This window comes from Streptomyces sp. NPDC056883 (assembly GCF_042788835.1).
GTDB classification, from domain to species: Bacteria; Actinomycetota; Actinomycetes; order Streptomycetales; family Streptomycetaceae; genus Streptomyces; species Streptomyces stoeckheimensis.
Genome location: NZ_JBHUBS010000018.1, coordinates 1 through 16,228, shown reverse-complemented (window position 1 = coordinate 16,228; position 16,228 = coordinate 1). Strand labels below are relative to the sequence as shown.

At 72.1% G+C, this 16,228-nt stretch carries 14 protein-coding genes and 1 pseudogene; 8 read left to right on the top strand and 7 right to left on the bottom strand.

Annotated elements, in window-relative coordinates; genetic code table 11:
- Positions 1–29: 29 nt before the first annotated feature.
- The 3 genes from ACFRU2_RS32885 to ACFRU2_RS32875 all read right to left on the bottom strand — a co-directional run bounded on the left by ACFRU2_RS32885 (position 30) and on the right by ACFRU2_RS32875 (position 1,749).
- Positions 30–530, bottom strand: coding sequence for an SRPBCC family protein (locus ACFRU2_RS32885; protein ID WP_382979226.1), 501 nt, complete (start codon positions 528–530; stop codon positions 30–32).
- A 123-nt stretch (positions 531–653) separates the two neighbouring features.
- The gene (locus ACFRU2_RS32880) at positions 654–1,154 is read right to left on the bottom strand and encodes a cupin domain-containing protein (RefSeq protein WP_382979222.1); all 501 of its coding nucleotides are present in this window, start codon (positions 1,152–1,154) and stop codon (positions 654–656) included.
- Between the two features lie 112 nt (positions 1,155–1,266).
- Positions 1,267–1,749 carry a MarR family winged helix-turn-helix transcriptional regulator gene (locus tag ACFRU2_RS32875; protein WP_382979220.1) on the bottom strand — a complete coding sequence of 161 codons (483 nt, stop codon included), beginning with the start codon at positions 1,747–1,749 and terminating at the stop codon, positions 1,267–1,269.
- Between the two features lie 139 nt (positions 1,750–1,888).
- Between ACFRU2_RS32875 and ACFRU2_RS32870 the strand changes: the two genes are divergently transcribed.
- Positions 1,889–2,200 (top strand): DUF1330 domain-containing protein, encoded by a 312-nt coding sequence (locus ACFRU2_RS32870; RefSeq protein ID WP_382979217.1) that lies wholly within the window; start codon positions 1,889–1,891, stop codon positions 2,198–2,200.
- A 73-nt stretch (positions 2,201–2,273) separates the two neighbouring features.
- Positions 2,274–2,819, top strand: a complete 546-nt coding sequence (locus ACFRU2_RS32865; protein WP_382979214.1) for a cupin domain-containing protein — start codon at positions 2,274–2,276, stop codon at positions 2,817–2,819.
- Here the strand turns inward: ACFRU2_RS32865 and ligA are convergent.
- A complete protein-coding gene (ligA, locus tag ACFRU2_RS32860; RefSeq protein ID WP_382979211.1) occupies positions 2,812–4,860 on the bottom strand; it encodes an NAD-dependent DNA ligase LigA in 2,049 nt (682 codons plus the stop codon). The genes ACFRU2_RS32865 and ligA overlap by 8 nt on opposite strands.
- 111 nt (positions 4,861–4,971) lie before the next feature.
- Between ligA and ACFRU2_RS32855 the strand changes: the two genes are divergently transcribed.
- Positions 4,972–5,604, top strand: a complete 633-nt coding sequence (locus ACFRU2_RS32855) for a DUF2461 family protein (RefSeq protein WP_382979208.1) — start codon at positions 4,972–4,974, stop codon at positions 5,602–5,604.
- A gap of 13 nt (positions 5,605–5,617) precedes the next feature.
- Here ACFRU2_RS32855 and ACFRU2_RS32850 read toward each other — a convergent pair whose 3' ends face one another.
- A complete protein-coding gene (locus ACFRU2_RS32850; protein ID WP_382979205.1) occupies positions 5,618–5,752 on the bottom strand; it encodes a hypothetical protein in 135 nt (44 codons plus the stop codon).
- Between the two features lie 270 nt (positions 5,753–6,022).
- On the opposite strand from ACFRU2_RS32850, the gene ACFRU2_RS32845 reads away from it, so the two are divergent.
- The 4 genes from ACFRU2_RS32845 (at position 6,023) to ACFRU2_RS32830 (ending at position 14,543) form a co-directional block, all read left to right on the top strand.
- The gene (locus tag ACFRU2_RS32845; RefSeq protein ID WP_382979202.1) at positions 6,023–8,254 is read left to right on the top strand and encodes an MMPL family transporter; all 2,232 of its coding nucleotides are present in this window, start codon (positions 6,023–6,025) and stop codon (positions 8,252–8,254) included.
- Between the two features lie 125 nt (positions 8,255–8,379).
- Complete coding sequence (locus ACFRU2_RS32840) at positions 8,380–13,224, top strand: type I polyketide synthase (protein WP_382979200.1); 4,845 nt, start codon at positions 8,380–8,382, stop codon at positions 13,222–13,224.
- The gene (locus tag ACFRU2_RS32835; RefSeq protein WP_382979197.1) at positions 13,221–13,892 is read left to right on the top strand and encodes a 4'-phosphopantetheinyl transferase family protein; all 672 of its coding nucleotides are present in this window, start codon (positions 13,221–13,223) and stop codon (positions 13,890–13,892) included. The genes ACFRU2_RS32840 and ACFRU2_RS32835 overlap by 4 nt, the downstream gene beginning before the upstream one ends.
- A 54-nt stretch (positions 13,893–13,946) precedes the next feature.
- Positions 13,947–14,543 carry a hypothetical protein gene (locus ACFRU2_RS32830; protein ID WP_382979194.1) on the top strand — a complete coding sequence of 199 codons (597 nt, stop codon included), beginning with the start codon at positions 13,947–13,949 and terminating at the stop codon, positions 14,541–14,543.
- A 58-nt stretch (positions 14,544–14,601) separates the two neighbouring features.
- On the opposite strand, the gene ACFRU2_RS32825 is transcribed toward ACFRU2_RS32830, so the two are convergent.
- Entirely contained in the window at positions 14,602–15,372 is a 771-nt protein-coding gene (locus ACFRU2_RS32825; RefSeq protein WP_382979191.1) for a 2OG-Fe dioxygenase family protein, read from the bottom strand.
- A gap of 208 nt (positions 15,373–15,580) precedes the next feature.
- Here ACFRU2_RS32825 and ACFRU2_RS32820 point away from each other — a divergent pair, with 208 nt between their 5' ends.
- Complete coding sequence (locus tag ACFRU2_RS32820; RefSeq protein WP_382979189.1) at positions 15,581–16,000, top strand: hypothetical protein; 420 nt, start codon at positions 15,581–15,583, stop codon at positions 15,998–16,000.
- Positions 16,001–16,091: 91 nt separating this feature from the next.
- Here ACFRU2_RS32820 and ACFRU2_RS32815 read toward each other — a convergent pair.
- Positions 16,092–16,228: pseudogene (locus tag ACFRU2_RS32815) on the bottom strand (lytic transglycosylase domain-containing protein); the annotation flags it as partial.

Genomic DNA, 16,228 nt, shown 5'->3' with positions numbered 1-16,228 from the left:
GGGCGGGCGGAACCGGGTGTCCCGGCGTTTCAGCCGGTTTCCAAGGCCTTCTTGAGGTTGCGCAGGGTCGTGGCGATGTTCCTGCGCTGAAAATCGGCGAAGACGCTGCCGCCCGTGGCCACCCGGTCGAAGGCGTTCGCCACGAAGTCCGGCCACGACCGGCGGTCGTCGGTCCACGTCTCGGTCACCCGGGTCCCTTCCGGGACGGGCTCGAAGCGGTACTCCCAGGTGGCGATGGAACCCGGCAGCCGTGGCCGCGTGACACCGATGGCATGCACGCGGAAGCGGAACAGCCTGTCCGGCTCGAGCGCCGTCACGGTGCACCGGGTGGTCCAGCGGAAGGCGCCACGTTTGTTCCGGCCGTCGAAGACCATGCCGACGCTTGGTTCGCGGGCACCCCCGCGCACGGTGGCGCCGAGGTTCTCCGGGCTCCAGTCCCCCATCCGCGCGGGATCGGATATGCGCCGATAGACCTCTGCAGGACGGGCATTGACGACGATGCTGTCGGACACGGTGAGCGTACGAGACATGCTTCTCCCCTCGAGAGGCCCGACGTTACCGCCTGGCTCACCTTGCGGCTACCCCTCAGTAACTTCATGGCGGGTCAACCCACCTGCCCGCCGGAGCGACCATCAGGCCCCGCCCCGCCGCGGTCACCCGTTGCGCGAGGACTCCCAGATCGCGCTGGTGCCGAAGTAGGAGTCGTACAACTCCTGCACCTCCAGAAGGCTCTCGGGCGGGACCTTCCCGTACCGGATTCGCTCCAGGTGCCGGAAGTACTCGAAGCGCTCGACCCCCGGCGTGATGATCACGAGCATGTCGGCGATCTCGCCCGGAGCGGCACGGAAGGCGTGCTGCTGACCGGGCGGCACCACGACGACGTCGCCGCGCTCGGCCGTCACGACCTGGTCGCCGGCGAGCAACTGCGCGGTGCCGTCGAGGACGTAGAACATCTCTGCGGACTTGCGGTGAAGGTGCGGACGAGCCCCGTTCGCACCCTTGGCCAGCGTCGCGCGCATGGTCGAGAGCGCGCCGCCCACCTGGGCGCTGTCCACGAGCAGGTGGTTCTGGACCGGGGCGTCGCCCCCGATGAGCTCGGCGTCGGCAGCGCGTACGACGACGGAATCATCGAAGTCGGGAATGAAGAAGGACATGTTCAGGAGCCTGTTCTGTGCTTTCACGTCGGGGAGGCATTGAGGTGCCGGCCACGCACGCCCTCCCCTCGCTCGTGCGCAGTCCGTCAACTCGCGGCCGATCGGCTGCCTTTCATTGGTTGGCGTCGCGGATCTTCCGCAGGATGGGAATCATCGCGGAGATCTCTTCGGCCGTCAGCACGTCGTGAATGTTCCGTTGGGTCGACGCGAGGGCCATGCCCCCTCGTTCGCGCGCTTCCTCGAGGCCCTCCGGGGTCGGCGTGACGAGAGTGACGCGCCGGTCGGTCGGATGGGCCCCCCGCGTCACCAGTCCGCGCTTCTCGGCGGCGTCCAGCAGGCGAGTGGTTCGCGTCGTGCTGGTCGCGAGAGCGCGCGTGATGTCCACGGTGCGCAGAGAGTGCCCGGGGGTGCGCGCGAGGCGGAACAGCAGGTCCGAGATCGACGCTTCGACGTCACCGCCCGGGCTGACCTCCACGTCGATGCGCCTGGTCACGGCCAGGTACGCCTCGCGCAGGATCCCGTAGGCCTCCCAGCGGGGGTCGCCGAAGAGCTCGCCCATCGCATCGACGGTCGCGTCTTCCGCCGGTTCATCCATCTCAGCCGTCCCATCCGGTCTCGCCCATCGCATTCGCCACCCTGTCGCCCACCCATCCCTTGCGGGACCGTCCCGATCGGTAGTAAATTCGGGACTGTCCCGAACGGGACAATGTTGTCACAGTCGCGAGGAGATTCACATGACCGCGTACGCCCTGTTCGACAACATCGAGGTCAGCGACCCGGCCAAGCTGTCCGAGTACGCCCGGCGCGTGCGCGCCGTGGTGGAGCGCCATGGCGGCCGCTACCTCGTCGTCGGAGGCCGAGTCGACTCGGTGGAGGGAGAGCCGATGCTGACCTACCCCGTCCTCATCGAGTTTCCCGACCTGGCCGCCGCACGCGGCTGGTACGACGCCCCCGACTATCAGGAGCTCAAGGCCCTGCGGCAGTCGGGATCCAAGGCGAACGCCACCCTCTTCGAGACCGGCCCTTCCGATCTCCTCGAAGCCTGAGCAACTGCCAGGCAGCGTCAACGGCAGGTCCCGGCAGAGCCGGTATGCCGAAACCGAACGACAGGAGCGCACGATGTCGTACCCGGAACGCCCGCAGTACCCCCAGCCCCGCTACCACGGAGACGCGGGAGAGGTGAACGCGTCCTTCCGTACCGCCGACACCCCGCCGGAGCTCACCTCTCCCAGCGGTGACACCTACAGCTACCTCGCCACGCACGAGTCGACCGGCGGCGAGTACGGGCTGTACAAGGTGGATCTGGCGGCAGGAGCCGCCGGCGCCAAGACCCACTTCCACAAGGCGATGTCGGAGTCCTTCTTCGTCCTCGCCGGGGAGCTGGAGCTCTTCAACGGCGAGAAGTGGGTGACGGGCCGCACCGGTGACTTCCTGTACGTGCCGGTCGGCGGCCTGCACGCCTTCAAGAACGTGACGGACGAGCCCATGTCGATGCTCATGCTCTTTTCACCGGGCGCCCCGCGCGAGGAGTTCTTCGAAAGGGTCGCGGAGATGTCGCAGCGCGGCGGCGAGGAACTCAAGGAGTTCCGTGTGCGGCACGACAGCTTCTTCGAGGAGGACTTCGAGGAGGACTTCCAGGCGGGGGCGGGGGCGGCGACTAGGTAGGAGGGAGGAGTTCGGCGACGAGGGCGGCGAACTCCTCGGGGTCGAGGATGCTGATGCCCAGTTCTTCGGCCTTGGTGCGCTTGGATCCGGCCTTCTCGCCCGCCACCAGGAGCGTGGTGCGCTTGGACACCGACGACGATGCCTTTCCGCCGGCCCGCTCGATCAGCTCGTTCATCTCGTTCCGGGACAGCACCGCAAGGGGGCCGGTCATGGATCCGGTCACCACCACGGCCTGGCCGGCCAGCGGGCCGCCCGCCGGGTCCTCGCCGTCCTGCGCGTCGGTCGCGGCCCGCTGCGGCTCGGTGACCTGCGTGCCGACCTGCTGGGCCTGGAGCTTGTCGAGGAGCGGGGCGAGTTCGACGAGTTCGGCCGCAATGACGCGGGCCTTCTCGCTGCCGATGCCGTCGACCCCGGCCAGCGTGTCCGCGTCGGCGGCCCGGATCGCGGCCATCGAGCCGAAGTGCGCGGCGATCCGGCGGGACATGGTGCGCCCGGTGCCGCGGACACCGAGGGCGCAGAACACGCGGCTCAATGCGGACCCGCGGGCAGTCTCGATCGCGGCCAGGAGGTTGGCGGCGCTGGTCTCGCCCATGCGCTCCAGACCGAGGAGCTGCTCCCGGGTCAGCGTGAACAGGTCGGCGATGTCCTTGACCAGACCGGCCTCCACCAGCTGGATCGCGCGCGTGCCGCCGAGACCTTCAATGTCGAGCTGGTCGCGGCCGGCCGCGTAGATCACCGAGGCCACGGCCTGGCAGTTCCGGCCGCGCACGCACCGCCAGCGCTGCTCGGAGGTGTCGATCGCGTCGCCGCAGCGGGGGCACGTCTCGGGGAAGACGATCGGGCTCTCGGCGCCGGTGCGCTGGTCGACCAGCGGTGCCTCGACCCGGGGGATCACGTCGCCGGCCCGGTAGACGAACACCTGGTCACCGATCATGAGCCCGCGACGGGTGATGTCGGACGGATTGTGGAGCGTGGCGTAGGTGACCGTCACCCCGTCGATGACCACGGGCTCCAGGACTGCGCGCGGGGCGATGATCCCGGTCCGGCCGACGTTCCACTCCACCGCCAGCAGGCGCGTCACCTTGTGTTCGGCCGCCAGTTTCCGGGCCACCGCCCACCTCGGGGCGCGCGAGCCGTTGCCGGCCTGACGCTGGTCCTCGGCCGAGTCGGCCTTGACGACCACACCGTCGATGCCGAAGGGCAGGTCCGCGCGCAGGCCGGCGATCACGTCGATGCGTTCCTGTACCTGCTCCACGGTCTCGCACCGCATCGGGGCTACATCCGTGGCGGCGGCCGTGTTCGCGCCGAGCGCGGCCAGGTTCTCCAGCAGGGCGACGTGGCCGAGGTCGTTCAGGCCGATCGCGCTGTAGGCGAAGAAGGTCAGCTCGATCCGGTAGGGGCGGTCCTTGGCCCGCAGGGTGCCGGCCGCTCCGCTGCGCGGGTGCGCGAAGGGCGTGGCCTCGTGGGTGAGCCGGATCCGGTTGGCCTCCTCGAACTGTGCGGTCGTCAGCAGTACCTCGCCGCGCAGCTCGACGTCGATCGGCTCGGTCAGGATCGGGGGCAGACCGAGGACGGCGTCGGCGGCGTGGGTGATGTCCTCGCCGGCCAGGCCGTCGCCGCGAGTGAGGACCTGAACGAGCCGACCGCCCCGGTACCGGGCGGCGACCGCGAGTCCGTCGAGCTTCGGCTCCACGCACCACCCGGCCACAGGATGCCCGAGACGCCGTTCCAGCCCTGCGGCCCACTCGGCGAGCTCGTCGGCGTCGAAGACGTTGTCGAGGGAGAGCATCGGCACCGAGTGCGGCACGTCGCCCTGGACGGCCCCGCCCGCCACCTTCCCGGTCGGCGACTGGGCCAGCACCTCGTCCGGGTGGGCCTCCTCGTAGGCCGCGATGGCGCGGAGCAGCCCGTCGTATTCGTCGTCACCGAGCGGGGTGGTCCCGTCGCCGTAGTACGCGGCCGACGCCGCCACGGCGGCGGTCACGGCCTCCGCGTAGGCGGCAGGGGAAAGCAGGGCGGTGTTTTCGGTCATGCAGGTCATCTTCCTGCCCCGCACTGACAACGCCGCCGGAGCTCGCCCTGCCACAGCGCGCATCCGAGCCGCTCGGCGGCACGGGGAGGAACGGCAAGGGCGGTGAGCTAACCTGCCCGGATGCGCAGACAGTTCACCGGCTGGCCCGAGCAGGCCATGGACGTGCTGTGGGAGCTCCGGGGCGAACCGGCCCACGCGACGCGCGAGCGCTGCCGTGCCGACCGCGAACGCCTGGTGCGACAGCCGATGATCGACCTGCTCAACGAGGTCGCGGACGCGGATCCCCGATACGAGGACTTCTCCGTCTGGCACTACCGCACGGACTCCTGGTGGTGGCAGAACCAGAGCGCCGTGATCCGCCTCGACCGCAAGATCGAGATCGGTCTCCGATTCTCCCTGGACGGCCTGCGGATCCAGGGCGCCTGGTGGTACCCCGATCCCGGCCAGGTGGACAGGTTCCGCAGGGCGGTGGCCTCCGAGGGGAGCGGCCGCGGACTGTCCGCCATCGTCGAGGACGTGCGGGAGAAGGGCTACGACATCTCCGGGGACGTGATGAAGCGTCCCCCGCGGGGCTATCCGACGGACCACTCCCGTACGGACCTGCTGCGCCACCGCTCTCTGATCGCCGCCCGCCCCCTCGGCTGCGAGGAGTGGCTGCACACCCCCGAGGCGGTCGACCGGGTCCTCTCGGCCGCCGCCGACCTGGACGCCCTGCTGATGTGGCTGGTCCGCCACGTGCAGCACGCCGCCTGACGGAGTCCGGTGGTCAGCCGTCCGATCCGTCGGCAACCGGCGAGACGTAGTCCCAGCGAAAGTCCTCCTGGTGCGTCGCACCGCCTGCACGGGTGGTCTGCGTGGCGGTGACGGCGACGAGCGTGGCGGCCTTGAGACGGCTGGACATGACCGGATTCCCCCGAGTGGTGCGGCGTTTGGCTGACGTGATCAAGGTTGCCGCAGGTGAGGGGGGTGTTCCAGGGTTCCCGGGTGTCCGGGACGTGCCATGTCCTCCACAGGACAGAGCACCCTCGGGCGCCTCCGACCAGAAGCAAGGGAGGGCTCCTGTCAAGTAACGAACAGCCGGGGCTACGGGCCCGTCCCCGGACGGGGCACGGTGGAAATCCGCCGTTCTGCACCAGAGCAGGACGGATCGCCACCTGGATCGGAGACCTCGATGTCCCGTCGTGCAGGCGTCCTCGTGACCCGCCGTCCCGGGCTCGTCCTCTTTGCCGCCCTCGTGTTCCTCGCGCTGTCCGTCGTGTTCGGTGCGGAGGCGACCGGGCGGCTCAAGACGCAGGGGTACGACGATCCGCGTTCCCAGTCCAGCCGCGCCGCCCGTGCGGCCGCCGAGCGTCTGGGGGCCTCCCCCAACCTGGTCCTCGTCGCCGAGGCCCGCGACGGTTCCGTCGACGGCCCGGCGGCCCGGAGCGAGGGTGAGGAGCTGACCCGCCGACTGGCCGCCCAGCCGCACGTGAGCGCCGTGGCCTCGTACTGGACCGGCGGCGCGGCGGAGCTGCGCAGCCGGGACGGCCGCGCGGCCATGCTGGTCGCGCACGTGGACGGGGACGGCGAACAGCTCGGTGCCCGGGTCGAGCGGCTGAGCGAGGAGCTGACCGGCCCCGGCGCTCCCGCTGCGGCGCTGACCGTGCACGTGGGCGGGTCGGCGCTCACCGACGCCGAACTCCAGGACATCGCGGAGTCCGACCTGAAGCGGGCCGAGGCCGTCGTGCTGCCGGGCACCCTGATCCTGCTGGTCCTGGCGTTCGGCAGCGTCGTGGCCGCCGCGCTGCCGCTGCTGATCGGAGTCCTCGCCATCGCCGGGACCCTGCTGGTCCTGAGCGTCCTGGGCTCGGTCACCGACGTGTCCGTGTTCGCGCTGAACCTCACCACGGCGCTCGGCCTGGGGCTGGGCATCGACTACGGGCTGCTGATCGTCTCGCGGTTCCGCGAGGAGCTCGCCGCCGGGTACCACCCGCGGACGGCCGCCATCCGGACCGTGCGCACCGCCGGCCACACGATCGCCTTCAGTGCCGCGACGGTCTCCGCCGCGCTCGCGACGCTGCTGGTGTTCCCGCCGTACTTCCTGCGCTCCTTCGCCTACGCGGGCATCGCCGTGGTGGCCATCGCCGCCGTCAGTGCCGTGACCGTGCTGCCCGCGGTGCTCACGCTGCTCGGCCGGCGTGTGAACGCCTGGCCCGTGCCCTGGCGCCGCGGGGCCCGTACGGGCTCCGGATCGCGCTTCTGGGAGGGGCTGGCGCGGATCGTCGTACGCCGCCCGCTGCTCGCGGCGCTGCCGGTGATCGGGCTGCTGCTGGTCCTCGCCGCACCGTTCGCGCACGCCGGTTTCGCCAGCCCCGACGACCGGGCGCTGCCGACGAGCGCGGCCAGCCGGCAGACCGGTGACCTGGTGCGCGAAGCGTTCGACGTGAGGGGCGCCGACGCGCTCACCGTCTCCGTGACAAGCACGGGCACCGGGACGGGGGCGGGGACGGCGGACCGGGCCGCGCTCGATGAGTACGTGCGCAGGCTGTCCGCGCTCCCCCAGGTCGCCCAGGTCGCCCCGGCCGCCGGAACCGAGGGGGACGGCCCGGCCCAGCTCTCCGTGGTGCCGCGGGTCGACCCCCGCTCGCGGGCGGCCCAGCAGCTCGTGCACGACGTACGCGAGACCCCCGCCCCGGCGGGCACCGAGGTCCTGGTCGGCGGGCCGAGCGCGGTACTGGTCGATGCCAAGGACACGGTGGGCGACCGGATTCCGCTGGCGCTCGCGCTGATCACCGGCACCACGTTCGTGCTGCTCTTCGGCTTCACGCGCAGCCTGCTCCTGCCGCTCAAGGCCATCGCGCTGAACGCCCTGAGCCTGACGGCCGTCCTGGGAGCGATGGTGTGGATCTTCCAGACGGGCCATCTGAGCGGCCTGCTCGGTTTCACGCCCGCACCGCTCACCACGACCATGCCGGTGCTGCTGTTCTGCATCCTCTTCGGGCTCTCGGTGGACTACGAGGTGTTCGTCCTGGCCCGGATCAAGGAGGCGCGCGACTCCGGGGAGGACAACACCGAGTCGATCGTCACGGGCATCGCCCGGACGGGCGGCATCGTCACCACGGCCGGCGCCCTGCTCGCGTTCACCCTCTTGGGCTTCGGTACCTCGCAGGTCTCCCTCCTGCAGTTCTTCGGCATCGGCGCCGGTCTGGGCGTCCTCCTCGACGCCACGCTCGTCCGGGGCGTCCTCGTACCGGCGCTCATGCGCCTGGCGGGCGGCCTGAACTGGTGGGCGCCGAAGGCGCTGAGGGCCAAAGTGCCGCAGCCGGCGCCCCGGCCGCCACCGGCCCCCGCGAGGCGGTGCGCCCCGGGCCGTTGCTCCCCGATCCGCACCGTCGTCCGTACCCACGCCCACGCGCGCCGCTGACCACCGGGCGCTCCCCCTCTCCCATCCCATCCAGCCCCCGCACCATCCCGCCCCTCCAGCCCGACCCTCCAGCTCCGCCCCGCCCCGGACGCCCTCCGTCCAGGGCACTACGACAAGGAAGATCCATGACTGACATCGCCATCGTCGGACTCGGCTGCCGCTTCCCGGGTGCCCCCGACATCCGCACCTACTGGAAGCTCCTGATGAGCGCGGAGCGTCAGTTCTCCGCCGTCCCGGGGGAACGCTGGAACCACGGGACCTTCCACGAGCCGGGCAACCGGTCGGCCCCCAACGCCGCGTACACCGACCAGGTCGCCTTCCTGGAGGACCTGGACCGTTTCGACGCGGCGCACTACGGCGTACCGCCCGCCCGCGCCCGGGCCATGGACCCGCAGCACCGGCTGATGCTCGACGTCACCCGCGAGGCGCTCGCCGACGCGGGGCTGGGCCGCGGCGACTTCGACCGCGAGAACACCGGGGTGTTCTTCGGGATATCGGTGTCCGACTACAAGGACCTCATGGCGGCTCCCCTCCGGGCCATCACCCTGGCCGAGGACGCGCACCCGGCGGACGGGGGCGCCGACGCCGCCAAGGAGCGGGCACGGCAGCTCGGCAGCATCGATGCCTTCACCCTGCCGGGGAGCCTGCTCAACATGGCGGCCGGGACCGTCAGCCGCCACTTCGACCTCGGCGGTCCCAGCTTCGCCGTCGACGCCGCCTGCTCGGGTTCGCTGGTCGCCCTCGACCAGGCGATCGCCCAGGTGCGTTCCGGCAGCTGCCGCATCGCCCTCGTCGGCGGCGTGTACCTCAACCTCACCCCCGACAGCCTGGTCGGCTTCTCCAGGCTCCGCGCCCTGTCGGCCGCCGGGGTGTGCCGCCCGTTCGACGCGGAGGCCGACGGCTTCGTACTCGGCGAGGGTGCCGGTGTCGTCGTCGTACGGCCGCTGGCCGACGCTCTGGCCGAGGGCGACCGCGTCTACGCGGTGATCAAGGGCATCGGCTCGGCCAACGACGGCGCCTCCCCCGGACCGCTGGTCCCCACCGCCGAAGGCCAGCTGCGCGCCATGCGCCGGGCCTACGAGGACGCGGGCGTCGCGCCCTCCTCCGTGGGCTTCCTGGAGGCCCACGGCACCGGCACCGCGGCCGGCGACCGGGCCGAGTCCGAGGCCCTGCGCCGACTGCGCACCGAGTACCCCGACGACGACCCCGCCCTGTGCTACCTCGGCGCGGGCAAGGCCCTCATCGGGCATTCCCTGTCCGCGGCGGGCATCGCGGGACTGATCAAGACGGCCCTGGTGGTCCACCACCGCACGATCGTGCCGCAGCCGCAGACCGCACCCCACCCGGACCTGGGCATCGCCGCCGCAGGCCTGCGCTTCGCCGACAGCCCGCGGCCCTTTCCGGAGACCGGCACCCCGCGCCGTGCGGCCGTCAGCTCGTTCGGCTTCGGCGGCACGAACGTCCACGTGGTGCTGGAGGAGCGGCAGCCCGACACGGCCCCCGGCCGCCTCCCGGTCCGCACCGGCGACGCCGGGCAGCCCCAGCTCGTCTTCCTTTCGGCCGGCAACGCCGACCTGCTGGACCGGCACATCGGCGACGTACTCGACGCGCTCGACGCACCCGGCACGGAGGACCGTGCCCCGCTGGCGGCCGTGGCCCACACCCTCGGCTCCCGGGAACCGCTGACGGCCCGGCTCGCGGTCGTGGCCACCGACACGGACGCGTTCGTCGAGCGGCTGCGCCGCGCCCGTGAGCAGCTCCTCGCGGGAGCCCGGGGCGACCTCGGCGACGGCGCCTTCGCCGCGGACGCCCCGCTGCCTGCCGCGCAGCGCCGTACCGCCTTCCTCTTCCCGGGTCAGGGCAGCCAGCGCCCCGGCATGATGCGGGACCTCTACGCGAGGTTCCCCGCCTACCGCTCGGCCGTCTGCGTACTCAGCGCCGTGGCCCGGTCCGGCCTCGGCTTCGACCTGGCCGACCTGGTCTACGGCGATGAGGCCCGGTCCCACGGCGACACCGCGGAGCTCAGGAAGCGGCTCGCCTCCACCGAGGTGTGCCAGCCCCTGCTCGGTACCGTCCAGATCGCCGCCACCCGCCTGCTCGCCGACTGCGGCGTCCGGCCCGACCTCGCCCTCGGGCACAGCGCCGGGGAGTTCGCCGCGGCCGCGGCCGCGGGAGCGCTCAGCAACGTGGACACGGTCCGGCTGCTGGTCCACCGGGGTGCGACCCTCCGGAAGGCCGAGTCCCGCTTCACGGGCGGGATGCTCGCCGTACAGGCCGACGAGGAGACCTGCCGCCGGCTCACGAACGGGATCGAGGGCGTCTGGCTCGCCTGCTTCAACCAGCCGCGGCAGATCGTGGTCAGCGGCACCCCGGAAGGTCTCGCCGCCCTGCGGGAAGCCTGCGCGCGAGCCGGGGTCGTCACGGCGACGCTCGAGGTGTCCAACGCCTTCCACTCGCCGCACCTGACCGCCGTCGAGGACACCATCCGCTCGGGCCTCACCGCCCGCGCGATCGCCGGCCCCGTCCTGCCGTTCGTCTCGTCCGTGAACGCCGAGGTCTGCACCGACCCCGAACGGCTGCGCGAGCTGTGGACCCGTCACGCGTCCGCGCCGGTCCTCTTCGGCGACGCGGTCCGTACCGCCTACGACCAGGGGGCCCGCGTCTTCCTCCAGGTGACGGGCGGCAACTCGCTCCTCACCTCGGTCCGCCGCAACCTCGGCGGCCACGACGACGTCCACGTCGTCCCCGTCGAGGGGACGGCCGACGGCGGGCGCGCCTTCGCCCTGGCCCTCGCCCGGCTCGCGGTCCTGGGTGTTCCCGTCGACCCGCGCGCCCTGATCGCCGAGGAGGACCGCCGGCTGCTGGACCTGCCGGTGGCCGGGCTCGCGACCCAGTCCTACTGGGTGCCGGCCAGGCGTGCCGCGAAGCAGGACCCCGCCGCCGCCTCGCTCCCGGCGCAGCCCGCGCGGTCCGCCGAGTCCGTAGAGCCCGTACAGCCCGTACAGCCCGTACAGCCCGTAGAAGCTGCACAGGCCGTGGAACCCGCACAGCCGGAGGAGACCTCGACGAACGCCCCGACGGACGACCCGGCGAACACCCCGGTGGACGAGCTGCTCCAGCTGGTCCGGCAGCAGGCGGAGCTGCTCGCCCGCCTCGCGGGGACGCTCCCCGAGCCGGTGCCCGCCGCCCGGGCCGTACCCGCTGCCGCGGCTCCCGGGGAGTCCGAGGCACCCGTCGCCGCCCCCGCGGACCCGCCCGCCCCGCGCGCGGCGGCAGACGAGGTCACCGGCGCGGTCACCGACGAGGTCGCCGAAGCCGTGCTCGCGCAGGTGGCCCGGATCAGCGCCTTCCCGGTGGAGCAGCTGAGCTGCGACCAGCTGCTGATCGACGACCTCGGATTCGACTCGCTGATGCTCACCGACCTGTTCACCTCCCTCTCCCGGCAGTGGCCGCAGTGGACCTTCGACGAGCGGGCCGCCGACCGGCCGACCGTCGCCCGGCTCGCCGCGCTGATCACGGGCGCCTGCCCGGACGCCACGCCGGCGACGGCCGTCCCCGGGCAGCGCGCCGGACACGGTGACGGGACCTCGCCTGCGACGCCCGCCGAGCCGACGCCGGTCGTGGTGGCTCCCGCCCCGTCGGCAGCAGCGGGCACCCCCCGCCTGGGCGTGGTCCCGACTCCCCCGGAGCAGCCGGCGGACGATCCGGCCGCGCCGGAGGAGCACACGCGGATCGACCGCTTCCCGGAGGTCGCCGCCCACGGTGAGCGGATCGGCCTGCTCGCCGGGCTGGGACTCGCCAATCCGTACTTCCTCGTCCACGAAGGCGGCATGACGGACACGACGGTCGTCGGCGGCCGGGAACTCGTCTCCTTCTCCAGCTACAACTACCTGGGCATGGCGACCGACCCGAAGGTGAAGGCGGCCGCCAAGGAGGCGGTCGAGCGCTACGGCACGTCGGTGTCCGCCAGCCGGCTGCTGTCCGGCAGCCGTCCGCTCCACGTGGAGCTCGAGGCGGAACTCGCCGACCTGCTCGGATGCGAATCCGCGCTCACCCTGGCCAACGGACACGCCACCAACGTCACGGTGATCGGGCACCTCGTCGGCCCCGGGGACCTCGTCCTCCATGACTCCCTCGCCCACGACAGCATCCTGCAGGGCTGCAAGCTCTCCGGCGCGACCCGGAGGCCGTTCCCCCACGACGACGCGGCCGCACTCGACTCCGTGCTCGGCCAGGTCCGCGACCAGTACCGGCGGGTGCTCATCGTCATCGAGGGCGTCTACAGCATGGACGGCGACATCGCGGACCTGCCCGCGCTCGTCGAGGTCAAGCGCCGCCACGGCGCGCTGCTGATGATCGACGAGGCCCACAGCATCGGCACGATCGGCACCACGGGCAGGGGCATCGGCGAGTACCACGGCATCGAGCGCTCGGACGTCGATCTGTGGTCGGGCACGTTGTCCAAGGCGCTGGCCAGTTGCGGCGGCTACGTCGCCGGGAGCCGCGCGGTCGTCGAGTACCTGCGCTACACCGTTCCGGGGTTCGTCTACAGCGCCGGCATGACCCCGGCCGACACCGCCGCCTCGTTGGCCGCGCTGCGCCTGCTGCGCAGCGAGCCGGAGCGCGTCACGCGTCTCGCCTACAACGCCTCGCTGTTCGTCCGGCTGGCCCGCGAGGCGGGGATCGACATCGGGGACAGCCACGACACGCCGGTCGTCCCCTGCATCGTCGGGGACTCGCTGAAGACGATGAAGCTCGCGGAGGCCCTCTTCCGGCAGGGCATCAGCGTCAACCCCATCCTCTACCCGGCCGTACCGGAGGAAATGGCCCGGCTGCGCTTCTTCGTCACCTGTGACCACACGCCCGACCAGATCCGGCAGGCCGTGACCGCGCTGGAGCGCGAACTGCGGCAGCTGGACGCGGAGACGGCCACGGAAACGGCAGCCCCGTGCACCCCCGCCGCCGCGTGACCCCTGCCGCCGTGCACACCGTCTTCCCGCCGATCGCGCCGGGACAGGTCCACCGATGGGGCGGAGCCGGGGTCCTCGTGGCCCGGCGCCCCGGCCACCACCGGGCCGTGCCCCTGGCGCACCTCTCTCCGGCCGAGCGGCAGGTGGTCCGGGCGCTGCCGGCCTGGCGGCAGGCCGAGTGGGTGGCGGGACGGCTGCTCGCCAAGCGTCTGGTCGGCGAGTTCCTCGCCGCCCCGGCGGCCGAGGTGGAGGTCCTCCCGCGCGACGACGGCAGCCCCCAGGTCCTCGTCGGCGGCGGCCCGGTGCCCGCTCTGCACGTCTCCATCAGCCACACCGCCCACCACGTCGCCGCGGCCCTGGCACCACGGCCGGTCGGAGTGGACCTGTGCGAGACCGCCTCGGCGGAGGCGGTGCGGCGGGTCGCGGACCACGTGCTCTCCCCCGGGGAACTCTCCCTCGTGGGTACGGACCGGCCCGACGCGCTGGCCGGCGCCTGGGCGCTGAAGGAGGCGGCGGTCAAGGCCGACCGGACCGGGATCTTCGGGACCGCCGCACGGGGCATCCCGATCCTGGGCCTGCGGCCACCCGTCCTCGGCGGACGCCGCCGCGCAATGGCCTGGCAGGCGGGAAACGCGGTACTCGCCCTCGTCCTCGCGGCACCGGCGTGACGGCACGGCAGGTGGGTCTGACCGACCATCTGGCAGCCGCAACTCGCAGGAATCTTGAACCCCGCTCCGCCGGGCCTGGGCCCTGCTCCTAAAGTTGAACGCCCGGTCAGCGGGTTCGAGCTGGGCTTCTCGGCCCGCGAGGTCGCCGACCTGCACAGCTGCACCGTCGCCTCGGCCAACAGTGCCCTGCAACGGGCCCGCGCCACGCTGGCCGACCGGCGCCAGACGACGGACGGGGCGGACGCGGCGACCGCCCGGCCGTCCGACGGCACCGTCCACCGGGTGCTGGCCGATCGGTACGCCACGGCCTTTTCCCGCTACGACGTGGAGGAGCTGAACATGCTCCTCCACGTCGACGCCACCTTGTGCCTGCCCCCGTACGCGAAGTGGATGCGCGGGGTCCCCGATATCCACGCGTGGCTCACCGGACCCGCGATCGGTTGCCGCGGCTCGCGTCTGGTCCCGACCACGGCGAACGGCTCCCCCGCATTCGGCCAGTACCGCCCGCACCCGGACGGCGCCGGCTACGTGCCCTGGGCCCTCCAGGTCGTCGAGTTCCGCGACGACCGGATCAGCGGCATTGCGGCCTACCGCGACACCGACCGCCTCTTCCCGCTCTTCGGCCTGCCGGACCGCCTGGACGAGGTGTAGTCCGAGGCGGTGGTCGAGCAGCAGCCGGCGTGTCCAGCGGGCTCGGGCGGTGCCGGTGTCACAGCTGGGGGACGTACGGGGCGAGGCCGACGATGAGGATCGATCGCTCGCCCGGCCCCGGCGCGGAGCCCGTGCGCACCGGGCCGACGTGGTGGCTGACCCGGTGGTCGTGGACGGCGTAGCCCTCCAGTGGGTCGGTGAGGGTGAATCTTGCGTGGACGTCCGCCCACGGGTCCTCGGGCTGGAGGCCCGCACTGCCCGGCGTGGCGATGACGTTCTCCCCACCCGTGACGTTGGTGCGGCTGATCAGATGGGCGAACGTGAACGTGCTGGCCGAACCTCCGTCCTGGTGCAGGCAGTTCGGGGAGGAGACGGCATCCTGGCCCGGAAGGTCGACGCCGAGCCTGATCAGGTGGACCCCGGCCCACAGCGGCCGTCTCGTCAGATCCCTCAGGGACAGGACCTGCTCGATGTCCCACCGCAAGAGCCGCAGCAGCAGGGCGTTGCCGCGCAGCGCCTCGGGGATGTCGGGGAGCACCCGGAGCTTGCGCGGATGCTCGGGGTCGTCCTCGCCCTGGGAGAAATTGGTGACCGTGCCGTGGACGGGGTCGGGGATACCGGGGATCCAGGACAGTTCGTCCTTCCACGGCAGGTACACGGCGTGGGAGTAGCGGCGGAACCGGTTCGTGCCCGGAGCGTACGGGTCGGCCGGCAGAGCCGCGAAGCCCTCCTGGAGCCGGGCCAAGTCCCTCGCCGTGGAGCCGTCCGGAACGATGCCGAGCTGCTCGGCACCGTAGCGGGCAAACCCGTGCTCACGCAGACCGTCCACTCCTACTGCGCCAGGACCCCCCGCATCAGAGTGCGACCGCCGCCGCAGTTCAGCATTTCCCACGTGTTCCTCCACCAGGTCGGCACGGCGGCCGATGCGCCGACGGCCGTGCCGACCTTACGCACCCCTTCTCCCCAGGCACGCGCTGCGCTCGGCCAGCGCCCCGCCCCCTCTACCAAAAGTGCCGATCTCGTGAAGAATGGGGGCAATGATGACCGTTCTGGTGACGGGTGTGGCGGACGGTACCGAGCTGGAAGCCCTCCGTGCGTGCATCCACACGGGGCCGCACTTCCGCATCGTTGCCCACGCTCACGATGCCGACGTCGCCCTGGCACAGGCCCGCGTGCTGCTTCCGGACATTGCCGTGGTCACCCTCCACCGTCCCGACGCCCAGGGAGAACACGACCGTCGGGCCCTCGTTCGTGCCCTGCGGTCCTTCGACCCGCCCACGGGGATCATCCTGCGTCGCGACCCGCACGAGGCGGGCGAGGCGATCAGCCCGGGACTCGAACCGGTCCACGGGGCCATCCATGAGGTCCGGCGTGGCGACCTCGACGCCCTGCACCACGCTCTGGTCACCATCGGGCGCCGCCGAGCCAGCTGCAACATCGACCCCGCGGCGCACTGACCGTCCGGTGTCTACGGGACGGGTATGCAAAAGCGCCCGGCCGGAGGGATACCGGTCGGGCGTTGCGTGTCTTCGTGTTCCGCTGGTCGGTTTAGTACCAGTGGTTGTTCTGCCAGAACGTCCAGGCGCCGGCGGGGCTGCCGTAGCGGGAGTTCATGTAGTCCAGGCCCCACTTGATCTGGGTGGCCGGGTTGGTCTTCCAGTCCGAGCCCGCCGAGGCCATCTTCG

Excerpts from the sequence above, each read along its gene's own strand:
- ligA (WP_382979211.1), bottom strand. The coding sequence starts at position 4,860 with ATGACCTGCATGACCGAAAACACCGCCCTGCTTTCCCCTGCCGCCTAC.
- ACFRU2_RS32820 (WP_382979189.1), top strand. The coding sequence starts at position 15,581 with ATGATGACCGTTCTGGTGACGGGTGTGGCGGACGGTACCGAGCTGGAA.
- ACFRU2_RS32840 (WP_382979200.1), top strand. The coding sequence starts at position 8,380 with ATGACTGACATCGCCATCGTCGGACTCGGCTGCCGCTTCCCGGGTGCC.
- ACFRU2_RS32845 (WP_382979202.1), top strand. The coding sequence starts at position 6,023 with ATGTCCCGTCGTGCAGGCGTCCTCGTGACCCGCCGTCCCGGGCTCGTC.
- ACFRU2_RS32855 (WP_382979208.1), top strand. The coding sequence starts at position 4,972 with ATGCGCAGACAGTTCACCGGCTGGCCCGAGCAGGCCATGGACGTGCTG.
- ACFRU2_RS32850 (WP_382979205.1), bottom strand. The coding sequence starts at position 5,752 with ATGTCCAGCCGTCTCAAGGCCGCCACGCTCGTCGCCGTCACCGCCACG.
- ACFRU2_RS32875 (WP_382979220.1), bottom strand. The coding sequence starts at position 1,749 with ATGGATGAACCGGCGGAAGACGCGACCGTCGATGCGATGGGCGAGCTC.
- ACFRU2_RS32885 (WP_382979226.1), bottom strand. The coding sequence starts at position 530 with ATGTCTCGTACGCTCACCGTGTCCGACAGCATCGTCGTCAATGCCCGT.
- ACFRU2_RS32865 (WP_382979214.1), top strand. The coding sequence starts at position 2,274 with ATGTCGTACCCGGAACGCCCGCAGTACCCCCAGCCCCGCTACCACGGA.
- ACFRU2_RS32880 (WP_382979222.1), bottom strand. The coding sequence starts at position 1,154 with ATGTCCTTCTTCATTCCCGACTTCGATGATTCCGTCGTCGTACGCGCT.
- ACFRU2_RS32870 (WP_382979217.1), top strand. The coding sequence starts at position 1,889 with ATGACCGCGTACGCCCTGTTCGACAACATCGAGGTCAGCGACCCGGCC.